12 protein-coding genes and 3 pseudogenes are annotated in these 25,846 nt (G+C 69.9%); 10 read left to right on the top strand and 5 right to left on the bottom strand.

Annotated elements, in window-relative coordinates:
* Nucleotides 1-246 precede the first annotated feature (246 nt).
* The 10 genes and pseudogenes from ACWCQ6_RS23665 to ACWCQ6_RS23620 all read left to right on the top strand — a co-directional run bounded on the left by ACWCQ6_RS23665 (nucleotide 247) and on the right by ACWCQ6_RS23620 (nucleotide 10,572).
* Nucleotides 247-992 (top strand): annotated as a pseudogene (locus tag ACWCQ6_RS23665) (AraC family transcriptional regulator).
* Nucleotides 993-1,013: 21 nt separating this feature from the next.
* The gene (locus tag ACWCQ6_RS23660) at nucleotides 1,014-1,322 is read left to right on the top strand and encodes a hypothetical protein (protein WP_451092226.1); all 309 of its coding nucleotides are present in this window, start codon (nucleotides 1,014-1,016) and stop codon (nucleotides 1,320-1,322) included.
* A 90-nt stretch (nucleotides 1,323-1,412) separates the two neighbouring features.
* Nucleotides 1,413-1,991 (top strand): annotated as a pseudogene (locus ACWCQ6_RS23655) (MFS transporter); the annotation flags it as partial.
* A gap of 176 nt (nucleotides 1,992-2,167) precedes the next feature.
* Entirely contained in the window at nucleotides 2,168-3,613 is a 1,446-nt protein-coding gene (locus ACWCQ6_RS23650; protein WP_451092224.1) for a glyceraldehyde-3-phosphate dehydrogenase, read from the top strand.
* Nucleotides 3,614-4,118: 505 nt separating this feature from the next.
* A complete protein-coding gene (locus ACWCQ6_RS23645; RefSeq protein ID WP_451092222.1) occupies nucleotides 4,119-5,600 on the top strand; it encodes an amidase in 1,482 nt (493 codons plus the stop codon).
* Nucleotides 5,601-5,789: 189 nt separating this feature from the next.
* Entirely contained in the window at nucleotides 5,790-7,211 is a 1,422-nt protein-coding gene (locus ACWCQ6_RS23640; protein WP_451092220.1) for an FAD-dependent oxidoreductase, read from the top strand.
* Nucleotides 7,212-7,445: 234 nt separating this feature from the next.
* The gene (locus ACWCQ6_RS23635; protein WP_451092218.1) at nucleotides 7,446-7,907 is read left to right on the top strand and encodes a hypothetical protein; all 462 of its coding nucleotides are present in this window, start codon (nucleotides 7,446-7,448) and stop codon (nucleotides 7,905-7,907) included.
* Between the two features lie 40 nt (nucleotides 7,908-7,947).
* Complete coding sequence (locus tag ACWCQ6_RS23630) at nucleotides 7,948-9,204, top strand: MFS transporter (RefSeq protein WP_451092216.1); 1,257 nt, start codon at nucleotides 7,948-7,950, stop codon at nucleotides 9,202-9,204.
* Nucleotides 9,205-9,289: 85 nt separating this feature from the next.
* Nucleotides 9,290-9,616: pseudogene (locus ACWCQ6_RS23625) on the top strand (serine/threonine protein kinase); the annotation flags it as partial.
* Between the two features lie 77 nt (nucleotides 9,617-9,693).
* Nucleotides 9,694-10,572 (top strand): NmrA family NAD(P)-binding protein, encoded by an 879-nt coding sequence (locus ACWCQ6_RS23620; protein ID WP_451092214.1) that lies wholly within the window; start codon nucleotides 9,694-9,696, stop codon nucleotides 10,570-10,572.
* Nucleotides 10,573-10,592: 20 nt separating this feature from the next.
* On the opposite strand, the gene ACWCQ6_RS23615 is transcribed toward ACWCQ6_RS23620, so the two are convergent.
* The 5 genes from ACWCQ6_RS23615 to ACWCQ6_RS23595 form a co-directional block, all read right to left on the bottom strand.
* Nucleotides 10,593-11,753, bottom strand: coding sequence for a cytochrome P450 (locus ACWCQ6_RS23615; protein WP_451092228.1), 1,161 nt, complete (start codon nucleotides 11,751-11,753; stop codon nucleotides 10,593-10,595).
* A gap of 121 nt (nucleotides 11,754-11,874) precedes the next feature.
* On the bottom strand, nucleotides 11,875-12,930 hold the full coding sequence (locus tag ACWCQ6_RS23610; protein ID WP_451092212.1) for an MDR family NADP-dependent oxidoreductase: 1,056 nt from the start codon (nucleotides 12,928-12,930) through the stop codon (nucleotides 11,875-11,877).
* Nucleotides 12,927-14,675 carry a phytoene desaturase family protein gene (locus ACWCQ6_RS23605; protein ID WP_451092210.1) on the bottom strand — a complete coding sequence of 583 codons (1,749 nt, stop codon included), beginning with the start codon at nucleotides 14,673-14,675 and terminating at the stop codon, nucleotides 12,927-12,929. Before ACWCQ6_RS23605 ends, ACWCQ6_RS23610 begins: the two co-directional genes overlap by 4 nt.
* Entirely contained in the window at nucleotides 14,672-16,354 is a 1,683-nt protein-coding gene (locus ACWCQ6_RS23600) for a phytoene desaturase family protein (protein ID WP_451092208.1), read from the bottom strand. The genes ACWCQ6_RS23605 and ACWCQ6_RS23600 overlap by 4 nt, the downstream gene beginning before the upstream one ends.
* On the bottom strand, nucleotides 16,344-25,829 hold the full coding sequence (locus ACWCQ6_RS23595) for a non-ribosomal peptide synthetase/type I polyketide synthase (RefSeq protein WP_451092206.1): 9,486 nt from the start codon (nucleotides 25,827-25,829) through the stop codon (nucleotides 16,344-16,346). Before ACWCQ6_RS23595 ends, ACWCQ6_RS23600 begins: the two co-directional genes overlap by 11 nt.
* Between the last annotated feature and the right edge of the window lie 17 nt (nucleotides 25,830-25,846).

Below are 25,846 nucleotides of genomic sequence, written 5' to 3'. Positions count from 1 at the left end.
TAGCGGCGGCCGCGACGGGGGTCAATGATGTGACGTACTACCCCAATACGGAGCAATGTCCGAAATGATCCGCTCTGGGTTGGTTATGCATCGTTCGGACGGGGTCTGTATCTACTACCCGCCGTAGGATGTGACGTGGCTCCTATGGGTGGCATCACATCCACGAGGCCATTTCGAGGCTCCCGAGCCCTGTTCACCAACCACTCCACACAGCGTCCTGGCGCTCTTCCAATAGAGTTTTCGTTCATGCCGGACATCCGCCACTCCCCCGAGGCGCCCACCCGCACCCAGGCCATGGCTCCCGGGGAGCGCATCGACGCACACCGTCACGGCGACCACCAGGTCGTCTACGCGGGCCAGGCGTACTCGCGGTCACCACCGACGCGGGCACCTGGTTCGCTCCCGGCACCCGGGCCATCCGGATCCCCGTCGGCTGCGTCCACGCCCATCGCGCCCACGGGCATCTCTCCCTGCATCTGCTGGGCCTGCCCGCCGACACCAATCCGCTCGGTCTCGACGCCCCGACCGTCCTCTCGGTCGGCCCCCTGCTGCGCGAACTGATCCTCGCCTGCACCCGAAGCCCCCACGACGACACCCCGCAACGGCTGCGGCTGCGCGCGGTGCTCCTCGACCGGCTGCGCGCCTCACCCCAGTAGCCCGTACAGCTGCCCACCCCCACCGATCCCCGCCTCAAAGCCGTCTGCGACGTCCTGCACCAGGACCCCGCGGACCCTCGCACGCTGGCCGCCCTGGCGACCACGGCCGGAGCCGGCGAGCGCACCCTCAGCCGTCCCTTCCGCTGCGAACTCGACATGACGTTCCCGCAGTGGCGCACCCAACTGCGCCTGTACCACGCCCTGCGCATGCTGGCCGACGACGCACCGGTGACCACGGTCGCGCACCGCTGCGGCTGGTCGTCCACCAGCGCGTTCATCGATGTCTTCCACCGCGCTTTCGGCTACACCCCGGGCACTCACAACCGTCGGCCCTGACTCATCGCCTTCTGCCTGGGCATGCACGCCACCGACGCCCTCGCCACGGGAGAATCGGCGGAGCGAACAACCCACTTCAGCGACTGGAAGGTGTCCCGGCACTGCTGTACGGACAAGGAGCTCGCGGCCCTCGAACTCACCGAGGCGCTGACCGTCGCGGCGAACGGATCCACCTCCGGCCTCGCGCTCACGAAGGCGGCCCGGCACTTCGACGTGAGCGAACTGACCCTTTTGATCGCGGCGGCCATCGCCATCAACGTCCTGAACCGCCTCGCCATATCCGTCCGCATGACACCGGGCTACTACGCACGCGGTTCCGGAAGACGCTGACAGGCGGAATTTCGATAATGATTGGCAGATCATCGACAGCGCGACAAGCCGTCCGGCGATGACGATGCCGTCACGCCAAGGAACAGATCAATCGTTCTACTGTCGGTGGGGCATGCGTGTGTGGATGCCTATCAGGGCGCCGTGGCGTCGCTCGTCCCGCTCTTCGCCGCCGAGCGCGCCTACTCCTACGCGGCAGCCTCGGGCATCGTACTCGCCGCATCGCTGCTGGCCTCGGTGGCACAACCGGTGTTCGGCGCGCTCACCGACCGACGGGCCGCACCTCGGCTGCTGCCCGTCAGCACCGTCCTCGGCGGGCTCGGGGTCGCACTCAGCGGCCTCAGCTGTTCGTACCCACTGACACTGCTGTTCGTCGCGGTGTCCGGGATCGGGGTCGCCGCCTACCGCCCCGAATCCGCCCGCGTCGCACGGCTGGCCGGCCGGGGCAGCCACAGCTCGATGGGGTGGTTCTCCTTCGGCGGCAACGTCGGCTTCTCGGTCGCCCCCCTCATGGTCACCGCCGCCGTCGTGGCCACCGGCGGACTGCGGTTCCCGCCGCTGCTCGTGGTGCCGGCCGTCGTCGGCAGTGTGTTGTGTCTGCCCGTTCTGCGTGCGCTGGAGCAGTCGGCATCCACCGGCCCCGGGGCGGCTGCGGCGGCAGGGACCGACGACAGGTTACGCCCGCCGCTCACCATCACACCCCCGAGGAACCGGACGAGGGGCTGGCCCATCCTGGCCCGCGCCGTACGCGAGACGGCATGACGGCACCCGGCACGGGCAGCCCGCTTGAATGATCAAAGTAGCGAGGGGTTACCATATGAGCGCCGCCTAGCTCGAAAGATAAACCTGTGACTGTCAATGACGACTCGTTCACCAGCTGGAAGAACCGCGAGGAGATCGCGGAGTCGATGATCCCGGTCATCGGGAAACTGCACCGGGAGCGGGACGTAACGGTCCTGCTCCACAGCCGATCCTTGGTGAACAAGTCGGTGGTCAGCATCCTGAAGACCCACCGATTCGCCCGCCAGATCGCCGGTGAGGAGCTGTCGGTCACCGACACGCTGCCGTTCCTCCAGGCCCTCACCACGCTCGACCTCGGTCCTTCCCAGATCGACATCGGCATGCTCGCCGCGACCTACGCCGCCGACGAGCGCGGTCTCTCGGTGGAGGAGTTCACCGCCGAGGCCGTCGTCGGCGCCACGGGTGCCAACAAGCTTGAGCGCGGTGACGGACGCGATGTCGTCCTCTACGGCTTCGGCCGCATCGGCCGCCTCGTCGCCCGTCTGCTCATCGAGAAGGCCGGCTCCGGCAACGGCCTGCGGCTGCGCGCCATCGTCGTCCGTCGGGGCGGCGACCAGGACATCGTCAAGCGCGCCTCGCTGCTGCGCCGCGACTCGATCCACGGCCAGTTCCAGGGCACGATCACCGTCGACGAGACGAAGAACACCATCGTCGCCAACGGCAACGAGATCAAGGTGATCTACGCCAACGACCCGTCCGAGGTCGACTACACGGCGTACGGCATCAAGGACGCCATCCTCATCGACAACACCGGCAAGTGGCGCGACCGCGAGGGTCTGTCGAGGCACCTGCGCCCCGGCATCGACAAGGTCGTCCTGACCGCGCCGGGCAAGGGCGACGTCCCGAACATCGTGCACGGCGTCAACCACGACACGATCAAGCAGGACGAGCAGATCCTGTCCTGCGCGTCCTGCACCACCAACGCGATCGTGCCGCCGCTGAAGGCGATGGCCGACGAGTACGGCGTCCTGCGTGGCCACGTGGAGACCGTCCACTCGTTCACCAACGACCAGAACCTGCTGGACAACTACCACAAGGCCGACCGCCGCGGCCGTTCCGCGCCGCTGAACATGGTCATCACCGAGACCGGTGCCGCGTCCGCGGTCGCCAAGGCGCTGCCCGAGCTCAAGGCACCGATCACCGGCAGCTCGATCCGGGTCCCGGTGCCGGACGTCTCGATCGCGATCCTCAGCCTGCGGCTCGGACGCGAGACGACCCGCGACGAGGTCCTCGACTACCTCCGCAACGTATCGCTGACCTCGCCGCTCAAGCGCCAGATCGACTTCACCACCGCCCCCGACGCCGTGTCGAGCGACTTCATCGGCTCTCGCCACGCCTCGATCGTCGACGCCGGCGCCACCAAGGTCGACGGCGACAACGCGATCCTCTACCTCTGGTACGACAACGAGTTCGGCTACTCGTGCCAGGTCATCCGCGTCGTCCAGCACGTTTCCGGCGTGGAGTACCCGACCTACCCGGCCCCGGCGGTCTGATCCCGGCCGACTCCCCCTCCCCCGGGCCGGCACATCCGCCCCGGGGAGGATCATCCGGACGCAGCACGAAGGGCGCCAGATGGGCAGCTGCTCATCGGGCGCCCTTCGTGCTGTGCTCCACGAGCGGCCGGATGCCGGATGTCGCGCAATACCTGATGTCACGCGCCCGATGGCCTGTGGCCCGATGAACCCCGTGGCGACGGGGTCGCGGTCGAGGCGGTGAAACGCGTCAGCCAGTGGCCCTGGAGGAACTGGGTCTGCGTCGACTGCGGCTGCGCCACTCGGTGGCCAACCCGGCCTCCTGCAAAGTGACGTCAAGGCTGGATACCCCTGCGAAGGCGACACGCGCGGCGGCGCACTGCTGCACATGGACGGATGACACGACCAGCATCTGCACGCCCGCATCGGGGGTGACGCCTCGGCAGCACTGTGAGAGCGTCTGGACATCACATGATCCACGTGGACGTCACACGGTCCACGGGACGCAGTGGGAGGTGGGGTCCTGATGATGCACTACGCCGAGTACCGAGCCCATGACGCGGTGGGCCTGGCCGAGTCGGTCGCCCGCAAAGAGGTCTCACCGGACGAACTGCTCGATGTCGCCATCGCCCGCGCGGAGGCGGTCAACGGCAGACTCAACGCGATCGTCCGGCCGATGCACGAACTCGCCCGGGAGCGGGCGAAGGCCCCGCTGACCGGGCCGTTCGCCGGAGTCCCGTTCCTGATCAAGGACCTGTCGCAGGACTACGCCGGACTGCCGACCGGCAGCGGCAGCCGGTCACTTCGCCATCGTCCCGCCGAACGGCACAGCGAGGCGGTCGAGCGCTGGCTGGACTCCGGACTGGTGATCTTCGGCAAGACCAACACCCCGGAGTTCGGGGCGAAGGGCATCACCGAACCGGAGGCGAACGGGCCCACCCGCAACCCCTGGGACCTCGCCCGCACCCCCGGCGGCTCGTCCGGGGGAACGGCGGCGGCCGTGGCCTCGGGCATCGTTCCGGTGGCCGGTGCCAACGACGGCGGCGGATCGATCCGCATCCCGGCCGCGTGCTGCGGCCTCTTCGGCCTGAAACCGGGACGCGGACTCGTCCCGGCCGGCCCGTCCGTCGCCGAGCACCTGCACGGTGCCGCGACCGACGGCGTCATCTCACGCAGCGTCCGCGACAGCGCGGCCATGCTCGATGTGCTGACCTCGCGACCGGACCCGTCCGGGCCGTACCTGCACGCCCGACCCGAGCTGCCGTACGCCGAACTCGCCCGCAGACCCGAGAAGTTGCGCATAGGGTTCACCACCCGCTCACCCATCGACACCGAGGTCGACCCACAGGCGGTCGCCGCGGTAGAGGACGCGGCCACCCTGCTCCGCCACCTCGGGCACGAGGTCGAGCCCACCGAGCCCGAGATCGACCAGCGGCAGCTCGCCTCCGACTTCCTGGCGATGTGGGCCACTCAACTCGCCCACACCGTCGATGAGATCCGCCGTTCGACCGGCGCCGGGCCGGCGGCGTTCGAACTCGACACCCATCTGCTGGCCGCCGCCGGCCGCGCCCTGAAGGCCCCGGAATACTACGCCGCACACGACCGCTGGAACACGTACGGCAGGCAACTCGCCCTGTTCCACAGCCGCTACGACCTGCTCCTCACCCCGACCCTGGCCCGGCCGGCCGTACGGATCGGCGAGCTGGACACTCCTCGACCGGTACGGGCCGTGGCCCGGACCCTGATGCGACTGGGGCTGTTGGGGGCTCTGGCCGGGACCCGGGCATGGGAGCGCGCAGTGCTCGCCAACCTCTCGGCGACCCCGTACACCCAGCTGGCCAACATCACCGGCCGACCCGCGATGAACGTCCCCACCTACCGCACTCCGGACGGCCTGCCTCTCGGCGTGCAGTTCGTCGGCCCGCTCGGCGGCGAGGGGACGCTCCTCGCCCTCGCCGCCCAGATCGAGGCCGAACGCCCCTGGGCCCACCTCGAACCCCCGCTCTGAGCAGGCCGGTCGGGGAACTCCGCCACGCACCCGCTTCATGAAGGAGGAGGGGCGGCGTGGCGGCGACGGCGCTCTCGGCGGCCGAGCGGCTGATGGAACGGCGCTGGGCCCTCCGACGCCTCGCCGGGCGTCCCACCCCGGGTGCCCTGGGATACGGTGGGTCGGCAACACGGCGTGGAGGGGACCACATTGACACGGGTTGCGATTGTCGGCGGCGGGATCGGCGGCCTGGCCGCAGCTCTGTTCCTGGGCCGCCGGGGCCATCGGGTGACCGTTTTCGAGAAGGACGGCCACCGGCCGGGACGCGACCTCGACGGGGACTTCTTCGACTGGCACCGTCCCGGTGTGCCACAGGCGGTCCAGCCGCACGGTCTTCTGGCCCCGGTCCGGACCGTGCTGCGCGCGGAGGCTCCGGACGCGTACCGTGCGATGCTGCGCATGGGGGCCCGGGAACACAACGAGTTCGACTGGTTCGCCGAGCGTCCGCCCGCCCGCCCGGGGGACGAGGATCTGGTGACGGTCCGGACCAGGCGCATCGTACTGGAGGCCGCTCTGCACGACGCGGTGCACCGCGAGCCGGGCGTCGACGTACGGCTCGGAGAGGCCGCCGAGGGGCTCCTCGTCGACCGGCACAGCGACATCCCGCAGGTCACAGGGGTGAGGTCCGCGTCGCGGGCGCACCGCGCGGATCTGGTGCTCGACGCCGGCGGGCGCCGGTCCCCGGTATCCCGGTGGCTTTCCGAGGAGGGCTGCCGGGACGTGGTCGTGGAGAACCATCGCGTCCCGATCGCGTACTTCTGCCGCTGGTACCGGCTGCGTGCCGATGGGCCGCGCGATCCCGGACGCATCAGGCCGGGTTCGTTCTCGGCCTTCGCGGTCGGCGGGGTTTTCCCGTCGGACAATGGCATCTTCGCGGCGTCCTTGACGGTCTCCACTGCCGATCCCACCCGCGCGGCCCTGCGGGATCCCGCGGTGTTCGAGAGGGCCGCCCGGACCTTTCCCGCCATCGCGGCCTGGCTGGATCTGGAGCCCGAGCCGGTCTCGGGTGTGCTCACGATGGGGGGTCTGCACAATCGCTGGACCGCGTTGGCCGACGCCGACGGGCCCGTGGTCACCGGCCTCGTGGGCATCGGGGACTCGCTCGCGTACACCAATCCCACGATGGGGCAGGGAGTGGCCATGGCCCTGCGGGCGGGGCAGTGGGTGGCCCACCACGCGGGCACGGCCTCGGACCCGGCGTCGTTCACCGCCGAGTACCACCGCTGGGCGGCGCGCAGCCTGCGCCCGTGGTTCGACGCCCAGGTCGCCGCGGACCGGGCCGATGCTGCTCAACTCGGCGATCCCGCACGGGTTTCGGCAGAACCACCCACCGCGACCGGCCGTGAGAGGGCAGCCCTCGCCGCCTGCGCCTTCGACGACCCACTGGTCATGCGCGCACGGGCGAAGGTCCGCCACCTCGTCCTGACGGCCGATCAGGCGTACGGCACCGAGGAGGTGCGCGCCCGGCTGGCGCACTGGCTGGGCGAACACCCGGACTTCACGCCCGCGTTCGACGGCCCCGCGCGTGCGGAGTGGGAATCGGTCATGAGGGTCGCGGACCGCGCCGTCTGAACGCCCGCGGCGACCGGCGTGACCAGAAGGCGCATTCAACTGGTAACGAACGGCATCCGGGCGACAGGTTGAACGCCTTTCGCACCATTTTTACACTGTTACCACTCGTACGGGTGGTGTATCACCAGGTGTGGCCATATTGTCGATTCAGGAAAGACGGCTGGAAGAAGGGCGTCACACCCGGCGACCGCCCCGGGTGGCGTGGGCCCGACATGAGGCAGCCGAGGAGTCGATATGCAACTACGCAACCTGAGGACAGCGGTCATGCTGTGCGCCGCCGCCGCGTTCGCAGTGGCGATTCCCGTTCCGGCATCCGCCGCCGCATCAGCACCCGCGTCCACGCAGTACAGCCCGTCGGCCCGCGTTGTGGCCGTCGACTGCTTCTCGAACCCGCAGGTACGCCCCGACGACTTCCTGCTCGCCTGCGGGGACGGCAACAATCGCCTCATCGACATCCGCTGGTCCCACTGGGGGCCGGACTCCGCCACGGGTACGGCGCTCGACGCGGTGAACGACTGTCAGCCCTACTGCGCGGCCGGCACGTTCCACTCGTACCCCGTCACTGTCCGGCTGGACAGCCCGAAGACCTGGCCGTCCCATCCCGAACTGCAGCAGTTCACCCGGCTCCACCTCGTCTACACCGACGGCAGGCCGGCGTACACCGAGCGGGTCATGACGCACGAGCTCTGGGACTGACGCCCGGACCCGGCTGCGACAGGGCACCGGCCATGAGGTGATGCGCGTGAATATTCGCGAACGCACACGAAAGACCGGTGGGAGGTGGCGGCCTGGCTATGTGGCCGCCGCCCTGGTGTTCGCTGTCGGAATGGCCGGCACCACCCTGCCCACCCCGTTGTACGGTCTCTACCAGGAACAGATCGGGTTCTCCGAACTGATGGTGACCGTTGTGTTCGCCGTCTACGCCATCGCGGTCATCACGGTGCTGCTGGTGGCGGGAAACTACTCCGACGAGGCCGGCCGAAGACCTGTGCTCCTGTGCGCCCTGGCATTGTCGGCGGCGAGCGCGGGGTGTTTCCTGCTGGAAAGAGGTCTGCCACTGCTCTTCACGGGGCGGCTGCTGTCCGGCTGCGCGGCCGGGCTGCTGAGCGGTGCCGCGACGGCGGCCGTCATCGAACTGGCGGGCCCCGGGCACAAGGCACGTGCGGGGTTCGCCGCCACCGCGGCGAACATGGGTGGTCTGGGTTGCGGGCCGCTGCTCTCCGGGATCCTCGCGCAGTACACGCCCTGGCCGCTGACGCTTCCGTTCTGGGTCCATCTGGGGCTGGTGACGCTGGCCTGCGGGATCACCTGGCTCCTGCCGGAGACCGTTGCCGAGCCGAAGCGCCGGCCGCCCCTGAAACCGCAGGGGTTGTCCGTTCCCCCCGAGGTGAAGGGGGTCTTCCTGCCCGCCTCGCTGGCGGCCTTCGCCGGGTTCGCGCTGCTCGGCCTGTTCACCGCGGTCGCACCGAGCTTCGCTGCACGGACGCTGGGTGTGCACAATCTGGCCGTCTCGGGTGCCGTGGTCTTCTCCGTCTTCCTCGCCTCGACCGCCGGGCAGTCCCTGACCCAACGGATCGGCGCACGCCTCGCGCTCCCGGTCGGCTGCGGCATCCTCGTCGTCGGCCTGCTGCTGGTGGCGTCGTCGCTGCTCGCCGAGTCCCTGCTCCTGCTCGTCCTGGGCGCCCTGTGCGGCGGCACCGGCCAGGGCCTGGCCTTCCGTGCCGCGCTCACCCTGATCAGCGGCGCGGCCCCGGCACAGCATCGCGGCGGCACCATTTCGGCGTTCTTCGTCGTCGCCTATGGCGGGATCTCCCTGCCGGTGGTCGGGGTCGGTGCCCTGGCCACCTGGCTCGGGCTGCGCCAGGCCGGGCTGATCTTCGCGGGCTGCGTGATGCTGCTTGCGGCGTGCGCGGGCACGTACGCGGCTCGCAGACTGCCGCCGGACCCGGATCTGCAACCGGGCTCACCGCCGGCAACATCCTCCCGGTTCTGAGCACTTGACCGGCACGGGCGCCGACGGCCCGTCCTTGCATCGGGTGCCGTGTCGATATCAGCGTTCCGCGGGGGAGACGTAAGTGATGAGTGGTCAGCAGCCGGACTCGGGCAGGGCCTCCCAGGTGTTCCAGCCGCTCGACGGAGACGACCCGACCACCATCGCCGGGTACCGGCTCGCCGCCAGGCTCGGCGCGGGCGGCATGGGCAAGGTGTACCTCTCGTACACACCCGGCAGACGGCCCGTGGCCATCCAGATGATCCGGCCCGAGTTCGGCGAGGACGCCGAATTCCGCCGCCGCTTCACGCAGGAGGTCCAGTCCGCTCAGCGCGTTCAGGCCCTGGTCACGGCGCCGGTCATCGACGCCGCCACCGACGCCGCGCAGCCCTGGCTGGCCACCACGTACGTACCACCTGGCGCAACGCCGCCGCCTCCGGCAGCTGATCCGTCCCGGTGGCAGCTCCGGCCGGTTCTGGTCAGCATGGACACATGTCGCTCGATCGAGGAGACCTCGTGTCCGTCGCGGTACTCGGCGCGACCGGTGGCCAGGGCGGCGCGGTGGCTGCCGCCCTGCTGGAGGCGGGACGCGCCGTGCGTGCCGTGGTGCGCGATCCCGCCGGCGGACGGGCCCGGGCCCTGGCGGTGGCCGGGGCTGAAGTCGTGCCGGGGAATCTGTTCGACGCGGCCTCGCTCGCCGATGCGTTCCGGGGCACCACCGCGGCGTTCGCTGTCACTACCCCGTTCCAGGACGGCCTGGACGCCGAGGTCGCCCAGGGAGCTGCAATCGTACGGGCTGCCGCGGACGCCGCTCTGCCGCATCTGGTGATGGCCTCCGTCGCCAGTGCGGACCGCGACACGGGTGTCCCGCACTTCGAGACCAAGGCCAGGACCGAGAAGCTGCTGGCCGCCTCGGGGCTGCCGGCGACGGTGGTGGCGCCGACCTACTTCTACGACAACGCCCTGGGTGCCACGGACGAGGTGGCCGCCGGTCTGCTCACCATGCCGGTTCCCGGCGACACCGCCATCCAGCAGGTGGCGCGGCAGGACCTGGGCGGTGTGGTGGCCGCGGTCGTCGCCGATCCGGACCGGTGGATCGGGCAGCGGATCGAGGTGGCGGGCGACGATCCCACACCGGTCCGGATGGCTGCGGAGATCGGGCGGGCCGCGGGCGGCACGGTCGCGTTCCGGCAGTCCTCGTTGGAGGACCTCCGCACTGCGAACCCCGATATGTTTGCCATGTGCAGCTTCTTTGTGGACACCGGTTACCAGGTGGACATGGCGGCACTGCGCGCGCAGTTCCCCGCTGTCCCCTGGACCTCCTACGCCGCGTGGGCGGACGCACAGGACTGGCCGAAGCCCGCCGTGTGACGCCCGCCCCGCGGAGGCTCCTACCAGGTGGCGGTGATCCGCCGCGGGCTGCGGGAAGTGGTGCCCAGGTGCCACGCGACCTCTTCGGCGGGCTCGGCCAGACGCAGACCGGGAAAGCGGGCGGCGATCCGGTGCAGGGCGAGCTGGAGCTCCAGCCGGGCCAGCCAGGCCCCCAGGCAGTAGTGAGAGCCCGCACCCAATGCCAAGGTAGGAGCCGCCAGGGGTGCGAAGAGGTCGTCGAACTGCCGGAGCGGAAACACGTCGGGGTCGCGGTTGGCCGTGCCGCAGTCGGCGAGCACCACCGAACCCGCCGGGATCGTCACGCCGCCGACCTCCGTGTCTATGGCGGCGTGCCGCGCGGTTCCCCGGTCGTCGCCGAGCGGAATCAGATGCAGCAGCCGCTCCGCCAATGCCCCGGCGGCCCTTTCGTCCGCCCCGAGGCGAGGCCAGACCTCCGGCCGTTCACCGAGCAGATAGAACAGCGAATTGCCCAGCATCGTCATGGTGCTGTCATGGCCACCGACGACCAACCCGCATACCAGGTGGACGAGTTGCCCCTCCGGGATGCCGCCTTCCTCGTCGGCCGCCTTGACCAGCATGCTGGTCAGGTCCTCGCCCGGTGTGCTGCGCCGCTCGGCCAGCAGCTTCGCTCCGAAGGCGGCGAACTCCGTCAGCGCGGAGGCCATTTCCTCCTCGGGGTGGGAGCCGTCCGAGAAGGCGTACTGGCTCCAGTGGCGCAGCCGCTCCCGGGCTTCGGTGTCGAGCCCCATCAGTCTGCTGATCACCGCGACCGGAAGCGGCAGGGTGAAGCCGGTCACCAGGTCCACCGGGCGTTCGCCGTCCGCGAGTTCGTCCAGACGCTGTTCGACGATCGTCTCGATCCAGGGCCGCCAGCGGGCGACGGCCCTCGGTGTGAAGGCACGCCGCATGGTGCGGCGCAGGCGCAGATGGTCCTCGCCGTCCTGGTTGAAGATCAGGTCGAGGCTGCTCACCAGGCCGGATTCGCCGGACAGCGACGGGGCGTCCGGCGGGTGGAGCCCTGCGCGCCCGAATCGGCTGTCGGTCAGGACCTTGCGTACGTCGGCGTAGCGGCTCACCAGCCAGGCCCGTGTCCCATCGGGTAACTCGACGGGCCTGGGCGGACCTGGTGGGTCGAACGTCAGACGGTGCAGCGGGGGCATCGACGGTCCGGGGCGGACGTGGGCATCGGCGGGGCAGGACAAGGAACCTCCTGGCTTGCGCGGGTACGGCGGACTGCTGGGCGGGTACGGACGGGCGGGATGCGGCGCTGCGGGGCCGGCATCAGAGTTCGACCAGCACCTTGCCCCGGCTGGCCCCGGTACCCTGGTAGAGGCTCCGATAGGCGTCGGGGATGTTCTCGAAGCCGTGGTGGAGGGTGTGTCCGCAGCGCACCTCGCCCCGCCTGATCAGGCCGCCGAGCTCGTCGTGGAGCGCACGCCAGTTCTCGTCGGTGAACCATTCGAGCGAGAAGATGCCCCGCACATGGGCGCGCGGGAACATGATGTACGGCAGCAGCCGCGGTCCCGTGACATCACGGCCGACCTGGGTGGCCCACTGCCAGCACACGGCCACCTGGCTGTCGATGTTGAGCATGGAGAACACGGCGTCGGTGACGGTGCCGCCCAGATTGTCGAAGTACTTGTCGACGCCGTCCGGCGCGGCCCACTGGAGGGCGTCCCGTACGGCCTCGCGGTTGTCTCCGTGGCGGTAGACGATGACCGCGTCGAATCCCAGCTCGTCGAGGTACTCCGCCTTCTCCGCGGTGGACGTGGTGCCCACCACCCGGGCGCCGGCGAGCTTGGCCAGCTGGCCGACCAGTGAGCCGACGGAGCCTGAGGCGCCGCTGACCACGACGGTGTCCCCCGGGCGGATCGACATGAACTTGGTCAGGGTGCCCCAGGCCGTCATGCCGGGGCCGCCCATGACGCTGAGCGCGGTGGGGAGCGGCAGCGCGTCGTCGTACCAGCCTGGGTCCAGACGGCGGTAGGCCGGGAAGACCATCGGGAACGTCCCGGTCTGCCAGGGGGTGGGCGCGCCGTTGCTCACGAGATGCGTGCGCCAGCCGCCGAATCCCTGCACCAGATCCCCGGGGCGGTGGGACGCCTGCGGACCCGCTTCCAGCACTTCCATGATCGAGTCGGCCCCCATGTGCGCACCGAGCGGGGTGTCCAGCGCGATGCCCTGGAGGTAGGGGTCCACCGACACGTAGCGCGTCTTCAGGAGCATCTCGTCCGGGGCCAGTTCGGTGTCGATCTCCTCCTCGACCAGTCCGTAGATCCTTTCGACGTCGGGGACGCCCTCGATGTGCTCGCGCACCACCCACTTGCTGGCCCTCATCCCGTTCCCTCTCTCTCGACAAGGGCCGGGCGGCCCTCTGCGACGGGCCGTGACACCGGCCGCGGCCCCACCTCGATGACCCGGTGGGTCGGTGGCGGACCGCTCCGGTCGACGGAGGCGGTGAACTCGCGGCCGTCGTCGCGGCAGATGAACTGCATGACGTGCCGGCCGGCCGCCGCCGCGCGGATCAGTCCGCCCGTGGTGGCCCAGACGCCGGACTGGTAGAAATTCCGCAGTCCCGGCAGGCCGGGGCCGTGTTTCTTGACGAGCTTCTCCAGCGTTTCCCCGCTCTCCACGAACGGCTGCCAGCCGAGCACCGTGCCGTCGTAGTTGCCCGTGTACCGGACCTGGGTGAGCGGGCTGGACACGTCGCGTACGGCGATGGCGTCCGAGATGCCGGGGTGCTGTCGCTCCAGAAACGCCACGAGTGTCTCCCGGGCCCGGCGCTTGGCCGCGTAGTAGCCGCGGCCGTGGCGTACCGGGAGCGTATGGAGTTCCTGCCCGCCTCGGGTACGGGTCGCTTGTTCCGGACCCTCGTCCAGGGCGCGCCAGGGTGCGATGTCGCAGAAGTAGGTGACGTACGCAACGCTCGTCCCGGGCGGGGAGAGCTCGGGATAGTGCCTGTTGCGGAACTGGACGTTGATGCTGGGGTGCCGGATGCCGGTCAGTCCGGCTGCTTCCGTCTCGTCGAGCAGATAGGTGGTGCAGGGGTCGGCGTCGGGGAATTCCCGGCGCAGGCCGAGGAAGAGTGTGAAGTATCCCGGGAACACCATGCCGGGCTGTTCGATGGTCCGGGTGTAGAGGCGATGGTACGCCTCGTTGAGGTATCGGCCCTTCAACAGCTCCATCATCGTGGTGCGTCCGTCGCAGGCCGACACGATGATGTCGGCGCGCAGTTCACGCCCGTCGCTGAGCCGTACGCCGACCGCGCGGTCGTCCTCGACCAGTACTTCCTCGACCTTGGCGTTGTAGGTCACTTCCCCACCGAGCCCGCGGTAGCGCCGCTCGATCGACTCGGCCAGCCCGAGCGATCCTCCTTCGGGGACTCCGGCGGAGAGATTGGCGTGCGAGGCGAGCTGGAAGTGGAACGGCAGTACGGGGAAGGCCGGATGCTTCTCGTACAGGATGAAGTTGAACGCCTCGCGCAGCAGGGGGTCCTTGAACCTGGCCGAGAAATCGGTCATGAGTACGCCGATGGATTTGCGCACGACGTTGAAGTACGGGATGAAGGAGGCCAGCATGCGCCAGCGCTCCATCGGCGGCATCAGGCCGACCGGTCTGAGGAAGGGGTAGACCGCAAGGCATTTGCGGAAGGCGCGCAGTTGTCTGCAGAAGGACCTGATCAGGGCGGAGTCGGCGGGCGAGAGCTCCGTGAGGTGGGCCTGGAGCCGGTCGGGGTCGGAGTAGAAGTAGACCGCCCGGCCGCATCTGCCGCGCACGACGTTGAACACATCGAAGTGCCGGACCTCCTTGCCCTGCAACGCGCCGAGCTCCAGCCAGATCTGGTGCATCTCATTGCCGGGGCCACTGCCCAGCAACCAGCTGACACAGGGGTCCAGCCTGAAGTCACCGCGGTCCCAGGCCGTGCAGCAGCCGCCGGGCAGTTCGTGCATCTCCAGGACATGGGTCCGGTAGCCGTTCATCCGGGCGTAGCAGCCGGTGGACAGACCGCCCAGCCCTGCGCCGATGATGATCATCGACTCTCGTTCGGTACGCGGCATGTCCCTGTTCTCCTCGGTGTTCATGTGCGGGTGTCACCACGCATGGCCCACTTGTCGAGCTGGGGCAGCCGGCCCAGCTTCCCGGGGTGCCAGGGCTCGGTGCCCCGGCTCTCGGACGCCGTGAACCCGCGTCCCAGCTCGTCGCAGAGGTACTGGACGACGAACCGCCCGGTGGACGCGGCGCGGATCAGTCCGCCCATGCCGACCCACTGCCCCGCCATGGAGAATCCGCGCAGGCCGGGCAGGCGCATACGGTCCTTGCCGACCAGTTTGGCCGAGATGTCGTCGGCCTCGGAGAACGCCTTCCAGGCCAGAATGGAACCGTCGTGGTTTCCGGTGTAGCGCCGTGTGGTCGCCGGGGACGCGACATCGACCAGCTCGATGCGCTCGCCCACCCCCGGCAGCCTGCGTTCCAGGAATCCCCTGACGAAGTCGGCCACTTGGCGCTTCTTCTCCCGGTACTCCTTGCGGTCGGCGGCACGCAACTCCTTCCAGTACCCGAAGTCGCTGAAGTAGGTGCAGTGGACGACCGATCTGCCGGGCGGGGCGAATCCGTCCGAGTAGTCGGAGCGCAGCTGCACCACCACACTGCTCTGGAGCGCCCCGGGCAGTTGCGCGGCGTCCTCCGGGGCGAGCAGATATGTGGTGCTGTGGGGCCGGCCGGGGCCCAGCTCGCCCCGGATCCCGACGAAGGCGGAGACCACTGCGGGGAACAGGGTGCCGGGGCGGTGCAGCAGTTCGTCGTACAGCTTGTCGATCCGCGGCCCGGTGAACCGGCCCTCCAGAAGGCCGTGGATCGTGGTGTGACCGTCGCAGGCCGAGACGACATGGTCGGCGTAGTACCGCCTGCCGTTGCGCAGTTCGATCCCGACGGCGCGCCCGTCCTCGACCAGGATCCGCTCGACGCGTGCCCGGTAGCTGATCCGGCCACCCAGCGATGTGTAGCGCTCCTCGATCGACCGGGACAGGCCCAGCGAACCTCCTTGTGGGAAACCGGCGTTGTTGTGGTGGGCACCGGCCATGTTGAACAGGTACGGAAGGAGCGGGAAGCCCTCCGGGTCCTGGAAGAAGATGTTGCGGAACGCCCGGCGGAGCAACGGGTCCTGGAACCGGTCGGCGAATGCGTGCATCGGCGTCGACGCCGTGCGCCAGAACAGCCGGAACGCGGGCAGGACGGTGCGCAGCAACGCCATTCTCTCGCGTACGGTCCGCAGGGCAGGGGCGGTCAGGAACGGGTACAGCTCGATGTCGATGAACCTGCGCAGATCCCGGCAGAACGAGCGGATCAACCGGGCATCGGCAGGCGAGAGTTCGAGCAGATGGTGTTCCAGCCGGTCGGGATCGTTGTAGAAGGTCACGGAGCGGCCGGTCTCGTCGACGACCCGGTTGAACATCTCGAAGTTGGTGATGGTCTTGCCGTCGAGCGCCCCCAGTTCCCGCCAGACCTGGTTGGCTTCGTTGCCTGCGGCCGTGCCGATCAGCCACTCGATGCAGTAGTCGAAGATGTAGCCGTCGCGCGACCAGGCTGTGCAGCAGCCGCCGGGCAGTACGTGCTTCTCGAAGATGCGGGAGCGCATCCCGTTCATCTGCGCGTAGCACCCGGTGGACATTCCCGCGACGCCGGCGCCGATCACGATGACCCGGGGGCCGCCGCCCCCCGCCCGGTCACGGGTGCTCCACTCGTCCTCCGCCTCATCGGACATCGGTGCCGCCCTCCTGGAGGATGCCGCGCACCAGCTCGGCGTTGCGCGCCGCGTGCTTGGGGTCGAGCATGTCGGCGTGGACTCCGGAACCGCGCAGCACGGACGTGGCCGTGATCGAGCTGCCGTGCCAGGTGCCCCGTGCGTCGGCGGCGTAGAGGGCCGTCTTCTCCTGGTCGGTGACCACACTGACGGTCGCGGAAATCTTTCCGAGGTTCGGTGTGCGGCCGCAGAAGGCCAGGTACTCCGCGGCCTGGTCCAGCGTTTCGCGGGCGACGGCGTCCGATCCGGTGTGCTTGCGCAGGTGCTCGGCCAGTTCGGCCTCGAAGAACTCGATGTGCTCGGGGCCGGGTACGTACGGCTCGACGATGCGGTGCGAGTCCAGCACGATCACATGGGCGACCTCGCGTCCCCGGCCCTCGAGTTCCTTGGCCACCTCGAATGCGAGGTTGCCGCCGAGCGAGTAGCCGAGCAGCAGGCACCTGCCCTCGGGCCGGTGGGTCTCGACGAGGTCGGCGTACTGGGCCACCTTGTCCGCGCCGGGGACGTAGTTGAAGGCAAGCAGCCGGTACTCGGGCAGTCTGGCGGCGAACTCCCGGTAGACGAGTCCGTGGCCGCCCGCCGGCGGGAAGCAGAACAGGGTCCGCTCCTGATCGCTGTTGAAGCTGAGGCAGGGCAGGTCGTCGAAGTCCGAGCCGGTGGCGATGCGCTCCAGCGACGCGGCCATCCCGTGCAAGGTCGTCACTCGGTACAGCAGGCTGACGGGGATGCCGACGCCGTACTCCTTGCGCAGCCGGTGGATCAGCTCGATGAGTTTGATGGAGCTGCCGCCGACCTCGAAGAACTCGTGCGTCAGGCCGACCCGCTCCAGTCCGAGCAGTTCCTTCCAGTGCCGGGCCATGCTCACTTCGAACGGTGTGCGCGGCTTCTCCTCGGGCTCGTCGTCCGTGTCGATGCGGGGCACCGGCAGGGCGGCGTGGTCGACCTTGCCGTTGGCGGTCAGCGGCAGTTCCGGCAAGGTGACGAAGTGTGCTGGGACCATGTACGCGGGCAGCCGGTCGGCGAGGTACCGGCGCAGCGCGCGCCGGTCCGGTGCCGCCCCTTCGGTCGGTACACAGTAGGCGCACAGGACGTCCTCGCCCCGGGCGACGGGGCGCACTGTGACGAGCGCGCGGACCAGGCCGGGCCACTGGGCGAGGTGTGCCTCGATCTCGCCGAGTTCGATCCGGTGGCCCCGGAGCTTGATCTGGCCGTCGACCCGGCCGAGCAGATGAACCCGGCCGTCCGCGTCCCAGCGCGCCGCGTCTCCGCTGCGGTAGAGGCGTACGGGGCTCGCGCCCGGCTCCCGGCTCAGGGTCCGGGTGACGAAACGCTGCTCCGTCAGCCCGGGGTCGCCCGCGTAGCCGAGGGCGACGCCGTCGCCGCCGATCCACAGCTCGCCGGGGACCCCGGGCGGCACCGGTTCACCGTGCCGGTCGAGCACATGGAGTGTGCTGTTGCTCAGGGGCCGTCCGATCGGCACCGTCCGTCCGGGTTCCAGGTCGTCGGCGGGTCCTTCGAAGCAGGCGCTGTCGATGGTCGCCTCGGTGACCCCGTAGGAGTTGATCAGACGGGTGCCCGGCCCGCAGAGCTCGTGCAGTCTGCGGTACTCCCCGGCTTTCCACACATCGGATCCGACGATCAGCAGCCGCATGAAGTCCAGCCGCAGGCTCCGGCGCTCGCAGTGGTCCATGAGGCCGCGTACGACGGCGGGCACGAACTCCGCGCAGTCGACGCGCTCCCTGCGCATCGTGGTGTAGAGCCGTTCGGTGTCGAAGAGCAGATCGCGGTCGACCAGCACCAGGCTGCCGCCCGAGCACAGCGCGCGCACCACGTCTCCGGTGAAGACGTCGAACGACGGGGCGGCCATCTGGAGGTGCACCCGCACGTCGCGGTCCAGCCGGTATTCCTGGAGCCAGGCTCCGTACGCCGAGGCGAGGTTGCGGTGGCTGACCCGCACGGCCTTGGGGAGGCCGGTCGAGCCGGAGGTGTGGATCACGTACGCGGGTGTGTCGGGGCAGGTCGGGTCCTCGGCTCCGGAATCGGTCCCGCTCCGGTCGTCCGTTGCGGGCACGGCATCGTTCAGCTCGCGCAGGGTAAGCGTCAAGACCGGTAGCCCCGCCATCCGGTCGCGGCAGGCGTCGTCCGCGGTGACGACGAGGGTGGCGCCCGCGGCCCGTACGGTCTGGGCGACGCGGTCGGCCGGGTGGTCGGCCGGGATCGGGAGGTAGGCGCCGCCGGCCTTGAGAACCGCGAGCAGCGCGACGACGAGCTCGGGCGACTTGTCCAGGCAGAGCGCCACCACCGATCCGGCGCCGGCTCCGAAGCCCTGCAGCCGTCGCGCCAACTCCCCCGACCTGTGGTCCAGTTCCCGGTACGTCAGCCGGTGGGCTGCCCCGTGGGGCGTCGGGGTCGTGACGGCCACCGCGTCCGGGTGCCGGGCGGCGGCCTCACTGATCAGCCGGTGGACCGGCCGGAAGCCGTCCGCCTCACCGGCCCCCGTCACCGGGGGCAGCGCGGTGCGGCCGGCACTGCTCCATTCGCCGACCAGCCGCTCGCGCTCGCGGGCGTCCAGCATCTCCAGCCGGGAGGTGGGCCGGTCCGCCGGGGCCCGGGTCATGCTGTCCAGCAGTGCGGTGTAGTGCGATGCCATCCGCCGCACGGTCTCCGGCAGGAACAGGTCGGTGTTGTACTTCAGGACGCAGTGGAAGCGGCGCTCCGCCTCGTCCTCGTACACGGACAGCGTCACATCGAACTGCCCCTCCTCCTCAGGGAGTTCGATGTACTGGAGCCGGTATCCGTACTTTTCGGTGGCGACCTTGTGGGTGAGCAGGATGAACATGACCTGGAACACCGCGGAGCGGCTGGGGTCGTGCTGGAGCCCCAGCTTGTCGACCAGCAGGACGAACGGGTACTCCTGGTTGTCGAGACCACCCAGCACGGTCGTACGGACCTGCTGCAACAGCCGGGCGACCGAGGGGTCGCCGGACAGGTCCGCGTGCAGCGGGAGCGGGTTGACGAAGTAGCCGTAGACGGAGGCGAATTCCTGCTCGGTCCGGCCGGTCACGGGGCTGCCCACGATGACCTGGTCCTGGCCGGAGTAGCGCTGCAGCAGGAGGTAGTAGGCGCTGAGCAGCACCATGAACGGGGTCACGTCGTGCTCGCGGGCCAGAGTGTGCACTCGGGCGGTGAGCTCGGTGTCCAGTACGAAGAACTCCGACGCTCCGTTGTGCGTCTGCACGGCGGGACGGGGCTTGTCGACCGGCAGTTCCAGCGTCGGGACCTCGGCCGGCAGGTGCGCGCGCCAGTAGTCGAGCATGCGCGGCGCGGCGGGTCCGGCCAGGAAGCGGTTCTGCGCGTTGAGGAAGTCCAGGTAGCGCGCGGTGACGGGCGGCAGCGACGGGGCATGCCCCTGGCGCAACCCCTCGTACACCGCGAGGAGCTCCTCGATGAACGTGAACGTGGAGATCGCGTCGGAGACGATGTGGTGCACCGCCTTCATGATCACCCAGCGGTCGGCGGCGCGCTTGAAGAGGCGGAAGCGGAACAGTGGATCGCGCTCCAGGTCGTACGGCCTGCGGTACTCCGCGACGATCGTGCTGTGGATGTCCTCCCACTCCTGGTCCTGAACGTCGAACAACGCGACATCGGCGTCGGCCTCCGGCGACACCTGCTGCATCGGAACGCCGTCCACCGTGAGGAAGTTGGTCCGCAGCGCGGGGTGACGCGCCACCATGCAGCGGACTGCCTCGAACATGAGATCGGGATCGAGCTCGACCCGGACCTCGACCGCGCCGCCGATGTTGTACGCGTAGCCCTCGGGGTTGAGCTGCCTGAGGAACCACAGAGCCTTCTGGTTCTGTGTCAGCGGGTGGCGAAGCTCGTCCTCGAACACCTCCACCGCGGCCGTGTCTGCACCTCCGGCCTGATCGGCAACCAGCTCGACAAGGGCGTCGTGGAGTTGGGTGATCAGCTCGACGACGGGAGTTCCGCTGAGCAGCGCCACCACGGGCGGGGCGACGCCGAGCTCAGAGCTGAGCCGGGCGCGCAGCTCCATCGCCAGGAGCGAGTCGAGTCCCAGCGCGTTGAGCCCCGCCTGCGGGTCGATCCGTTCGGGGCCCGTTCGCAGCACTGCTGCGGTCAGCGCGATGAACCGCCCGGTCACCAGGGACAGTCGTTCCGCAGGGTCCGCCTGGCGGAAGGTGTCGAGGACCCCCTCGCCCGGCCCGGTGGCCGTGCCGGCGGGGGCCGCCTGCGCCAGATCGGCGACCAGTGAGGGCGGTGAGGCGTACCAGGCGAGGAACACCGGCCAGTCGACGACCGTGGCGACGAGCAGCTGGGCGCGGTCCTGCCCGATGACGCGTTCCAGCACTGCCATGCCGACATCAGGGGCGAGCGAACTCATCCCGCGGTTGTGGAGGTAGTGGTCGACGAGCCCCAGCTCTTCGATCATGCCTGTGGCCCACGGGCCCCAGTCCACGCTCAGCCCCGGCAGCCCGAGCGCCCGGCGGTGGTGGGCCAGCGCGTCCAGGAAAGCGTTGCCCGCGGCGTAGTTGGTCTGGCCCGCCGTGGTCAGCAGGGAGGCGATCGAGGCGAACAGCACGAAGTGGTCCAGCGGTTCGTCCCGGAGGTGGCGGTGCAGCAGGTAGGCACCGACGACCTTGGGATCGTGGGCCTCGGCGAACGTCCGGCGGTCCATGTCCTCGACGAGCGTGTCGCGGACCTGGCCGGCGAGATGGAAGACACCGCGGACCGGCAGCGGGTCGGTGCGCCGGTGGGCATCCAGCCAGGACGTGAACGCGGCTTCGTCGGTGATGTCCAGCGGTGCCAGGACGACCCGCGCCCCGAGCGCCTCCAGCTCCTTGACGAAGGCCGTGGCACGGCCTTCGGCGGTGCCGGGGTCCAGGGCCCTCCAGGTGGAGCGCTCCGGCAGGACGGTACGTCCGACCAGGATCAGACTGCGCGCCCCGCGCCGGACGAGGGTCCGGCAGAGCAGACGGCCGAGCGCGCCGAAGGCACCAGTGACCAGGTAGTTCCCGTCAGTGCGCAGTCGCAGCGGAAGGGGGTGCGTCAGCTGTTCGGCCTGCCTGATCCGGCTGGTGAGGCGGCGCACGCCGCGCAGCGCGATCTCCTCCTCGTCGTCGGTCAGGAGCTCACGCAGCAGCGCCCGGGCCTCTGCCCGGCGTCCGGCGTCGTCGCTCTGCGCGTCGGGGTCCAGGTCGATCAGCTTGCCGGGGTGGGAGAGCAGCTCCTGGTGTCGGAGCACCCGCCCGGCTCCCCACGCGGGCGCTCCCAGCGGCTCGACGGTGTCGCCGGGCTCGACGTTCTGCGCGCCGCGGGTCACGATGTGCAGCCGACCGGCCGTCTCAAGGTGCAGCAGCGTCCGGGCGAGTGCGATCAGCGAGTACGCCCCGGTGCCGCTGTGCCGTACGAGGTCCTGCGGTGAGGCCTCGGCGAGACGGGGCATGTCGAGGTTCCACAGATGCACGACATTGCCGACGGGTCCCCTGCCGCCGTGTGCGCCGCTGCCGCCTTCGCCGATGTCGCTGCCTTCGCTCAGGTCGGCGAAGACCCGCTCCAGGTCCGTGGCGGACCCGGGTGCGACCGTGAACTCGCGGCCCTCGCCGCTTCTTCGGTACGTGTCACCCGGGCGTACGAGGTAGCAGCGCTCGCCGCGCGCGGTGAGCAGGTCGCACAGGGCGTCGCCGACGCCCTGGCGGTCGGCGAACACCAGCCAGTCGCCGCCGGTGGACACGGATCCGTCGCCACCGGTGCCGACTCCGTCCTCGGCCTCGGTGGACTCGAAGGGACGGTCGGCCCAGACGGTTTCGGCGAGCCAGGAATCGATCGTTCCGAGACCGACCGCGGTGGACGCCTTCTCCACATCGGCTGCGCGGAAGCCGTGGATGCCGCCGAGGGGCTCGCCGCTCTCCGTGTAGAGGGCCATGTCCCCGAGGAGTTCGTCCGCGTCCTCGTGGGTCACCGTCGCGTGCACCCAGATCGGCTGGTCCCCCACCGGGGCGAGGCGCAGTTCGGCGATCGACAGGGGAAGGCGGATTCCGGTCGTCTGCGGTTCCGTTTCGCCCGCGCCTTCGGTACCGGTGTCGGGCAGCTGCGCCGTCAGCAACGACTGGAAGCAGGCGTCGAGCAGCACGGGGTGGATATGGTGTCCGACCGCGTCGTCACCGATCACAGTGGGCGGACGGAGTCGGGCGAGGACCTCTCCGGAGCCGATCCACACCTCTTCGATGGCCCGGAACGACGGTCCATAGTGGTAGCCCAGGTCGGCGAGCGATGCGTAGCAGTCCTCGCCGCTCAGCCGGCGTCGGGTGCGCGTCCGGAGGGCCTCGGTGTCGGCGGGGGGTCCGGCCGGGCGCGGCTGCCCCGAGCGCACCACGCCGCTCGCGTGCACCGCCCGGGCGCTCTCGTCCTGACTCGCTGACGCGATCGTGAACGCGGCGTTCTGCGAGGAGAGGGTCAGACGCACGGCTCGGTCCTCGCCCTCGGGCAGGAACAGTGCCTTGCGGAACTCGATGTCCGTCAGTACGACATGGGTGCCGCCGGTCAGGGAGCGGACCGCCTGTGTGGCCATCTCCAGGTACCCGGCCGCCGGGAAGACCACTGTGGACTGGATGCGGTGGTCGTCGAGGTAGGGCAGCCGTTCGGTGTCCAGCGTGGCGTGCCAGGTCGGCTCGGTGTCCTCGGTGCGGCGGCCCAGCAGGGGATGGTCGGCGCGGCCGAGGCGGACCTGGGCGACGGGTGCGGGCTCCGTCCAGTAGCGGTCGCGTCGCCAGGGGTAGCGGGGCAGGACCACCGGTCTGCCCGCCGGGTGCAGGGTGTCCCAGGCGATGGGTACGCCGAGGTTGTGCAACTCGGCCAGCGAAGCGGCGAAGCGCTCCGGTTCGTTCTCCTGGCGGCGGATCGACGGAAGGGTCCGTGCGGCCGTCCCCCGGCTTTCGAGGCACTCGCGGATGGAGTGGCCGAGCACCGGATGCGGACCGATCTCCAGGAAGAGTCCGTACCCGTCGTCGGCGAGCCGGTCGACTGCGGAGCGGAAGCGGACCCGGTCACGGACGTTCTTCCACCAGTAGGCCGCGTCCAGTTCGCTGCCGTGCGCCGTGCCTTCCTGACCGGTCAGGTACAGCGGAACCGTCGCCGCCCGGGGGTCGAGGCCGTCCAGCGAGGCCAGCAGTTCGTCCTTGATCGACTCCATGCCGGCGCTGTGGTATGGAACCTGCACCGTGAGGAACTTGTGGAAGACCTGCTCGGTGCGCAGGCCGTCCGCGAGCTCGGCCAGCGCGTCGCGGTCGCCGGCCAGGGTGACCGCCGAGGGGCTGTTGACCGCGGCCACCGATACCCGGTCCCCGAACGCCGCCACTCGGTACTGCGCCTCTTCCTCGGGCAGGCTCACGGCGAGCATGGTGCCGGTTCCGGTGAGTTTCTGCTGGAGCCGGCTGCGGTGCACCACCACCTTCACCGCGTCCTCCAGGGTGTAGACCCCGGCCTCGTAGAAGGCGGCGACCTCGCCGGTGCTGTGACCGACCATGGCATCGGGCCGCACACCGTACTGGCGCCACATGGCCGCGAGGCCCACCTGGACGGCGAAGTTGGCCGGTTGTGCGAGCCATGTCTCGCCCATGCGCGACCCGGCTTCGTCGGCTTTCATCTCCTCGATGAGGGACCAGCCGGCGATCGAACGGATGGCCCGGTCGCAGCGGGTGACCGCGTCCCGGAACACCTCGTCGCCCTCCAGCAGTTGGCGGCCCATCCCCCACCATTGCGGCCCCATGCCGGTGAAGACCCAGACCAGACCGCGCTGTTCGGCCTCGAGCTGCCTGCCGTGGACGACCCCGGGGTGCGGTTCGCCGCGCATGAAGGCGGCAAGTGCCTCGTCCAGTCCGGCGCGTGAGGAGTAAACGATGGAGAGCCGCGACTCCAGGTGCTGACGGCGGTGGGCCAGTGTGTGGCCGAGGTCGGGAAGCGACACCCCGGGCCCGTCCACGCCGGCCAGCTCGCGGCGGATGCCGGCCGCCATTTCCGGCAGGGCCTCCGGGACGCGGGCGGTCAACGGGAGCAGATTCCAGGGCCGTTCACCGGGCGCGGCCGGGGGTGCGCCCCTGTCCGGTGCCTGTTCCAGCACGACGTGCGCGTTGGTGCCGCCGAATCCGAACGAGTTCACCCCGGCCCGTGCGGGTCCTTCGTACTGGGGCCATGCCGTCGGCTCGGTCGGGATGCGGTACGGGGAGGAGCTCTGGTCGATGGCGGTGTTGAGCTGCTCCAGGTTGATGTGGGGCGGGATGAGGCGGTGCTTGAGGCAGAGCACGGTCTTGATCAGGCCGGCGATGCCGGCTGCCGATTCGGTGTGCCCGATGTTCGTCTTGACGGAGCCCACGTAGCAGGGCGCGTCCGGTCGGCGGCCCTCGGCCAGCGCCCGGCCGAGTGCGTTCGCCTCGATCGGGTCGCCGACGGGCGTGGAGGTGCCGTGCGCCTCCACGTACTGAAGGTCGCCGGGTGTGATGCCGGCTTCGCCGCAGACACGCCGGATGAGGGCGACCTGAGCATCCGCGTTGGGCACGGTGATGCCGTTGGTCCGGCCGTCCTGGTTGACCCCCGCACCGAGGATCACCGCATGGATGGGGTCGCCGTCGCGCAGGGCGTCGTCCAGCCGCTTGAGCGCGACCAGACCGACGCCCTCGGCCCGTACGTAGCCATTGGCGGTGGCGTCGAAGGCGCGTGAGCGGCCGTCGGGCGAAAGGAACCCGCCCTTCGTCTCGGCGATGGTGTACTGCGGCGCCATGTGCAGCAGGACGCCACCGGCCAGCGCGAGGTCGGTCTCCCGGTTGTTGAGGCTCTGGCAGGCGAGGTGCACCGCCACCAGGGAGGAACTGCACGCGGTGTCGATCGACAGGCTCGGTCCGCGGAAGTCGAAGCAGTACGAGAGACGGTTCGAGACCATCGTCATCATGGTGCCGGTGGCGGTGTGGGCGGCGAGTGACGAGAAGCCCAGGTCGGAGAATTGCAGGATCTTGTAGTCCAGCGTGAACGCACCGACGAACACAGCGGTGTTACTGCCGGCGAGTTCGGCGGGCCGCTGGCCGCCGTCCTCCAGCGCCTCCCAGGCGACTTCCAGCAGTTTGCGCTGCTGAGGGTCCATGTGGTCGGCCTCGCGCGGGCTGATGCCGAAGAAGGCGGGGTCGAATTCGTCGAAGCCGTCGATGTATCCCCCGCGGCCGCCGATCAGGCGTCCGGGTTTCTCCTTGTGTCTGCTGCCGAGGCTGCCGACGTCGTAGCGATCTGCCGGTGTCGGTGTGATGCAGTCCTTGCCCTCCATGAGATTCTGCCAGTAAGCGCGATGGTCCGACGCACCGCCGGGCAGTCGGCACCCCATGCCGATGATCGCTACTTTGTCGCTCACAGAGGCACTGTTCACGTCGGGCAAGGCTGTACTCCTCAAGT

It is taken from the genome of Streptomyces sp. NPDC001880 (genome assembly GCF_053594575.1).
The sequence above is the reverse complement of the archived record's forward strand: the minus strand, read 5'-3'. Positions and strand labels throughout refer to the sequence as shown.

Coding starts and splice junctions, on each gene's coding strand:
- ACWCQ6_RS23615 (WP_451092228.1), bottom strand. CDS start 11,753: ATGCCCCCGCTGCACCGTCTGACGTTCGACCCACCAGGTCCGCCCAGG.
- ACWCQ6_RS23620 (WP_451092214.1), top strand. CDS start 9,694: ATGTCGCTCGATCGAGGAGACCTCGTGTCCGTCGCGGTACTCGGCGCG.
- ACWCQ6_RS23610 (WP_451092212.1), bottom strand. CDS start 12,930: ATGAGGGCCAGCAAGTGGGTGGTGCGCGAGCACATCGAGGGCGTCCCC.
- ACWCQ6_RS23605 (WP_451092210.1), bottom strand. CDS start 14,675: ATGAACACCGAGGAGAACAGGGACATGCCGCGTACCGAACGAGAGTCG.
- ACWCQ6_RS23635 (WP_451092218.1), top strand. CDS start 7,446: ATGCAACTACGCAACCTGAGGACAGCGGTCATGCTGTGCGCCGCCGCC.
- ACWCQ6_RS23660 (WP_451092226.1), top strand. CDS start 1,014: ATGCACGCCACCGACGCCCTCGCCACGGGAGAATCGGCGGAGCGAACA.
- ACWCQ6_RS23630 (WP_451092216.1), top strand. CDS start 7,948: ATGCGCGTGAATATTCGCGAACGCACACGAAAGACCGGTGGGAGGTGG.
- ACWCQ6_RS23645 (WP_451092222.1), top strand. CDS start 4,119: ATGATGCACTACGCCGAGTACCGAGCCCATGACGCGGTGGGCCTGGCC.
- ACWCQ6_RS23600 (WP_451092208.1), bottom strand. CDS start 16,354: ATGTCCGATGAGGCGGAGGACGAGTGGAGCACCCGTGACCGGGCGGGG.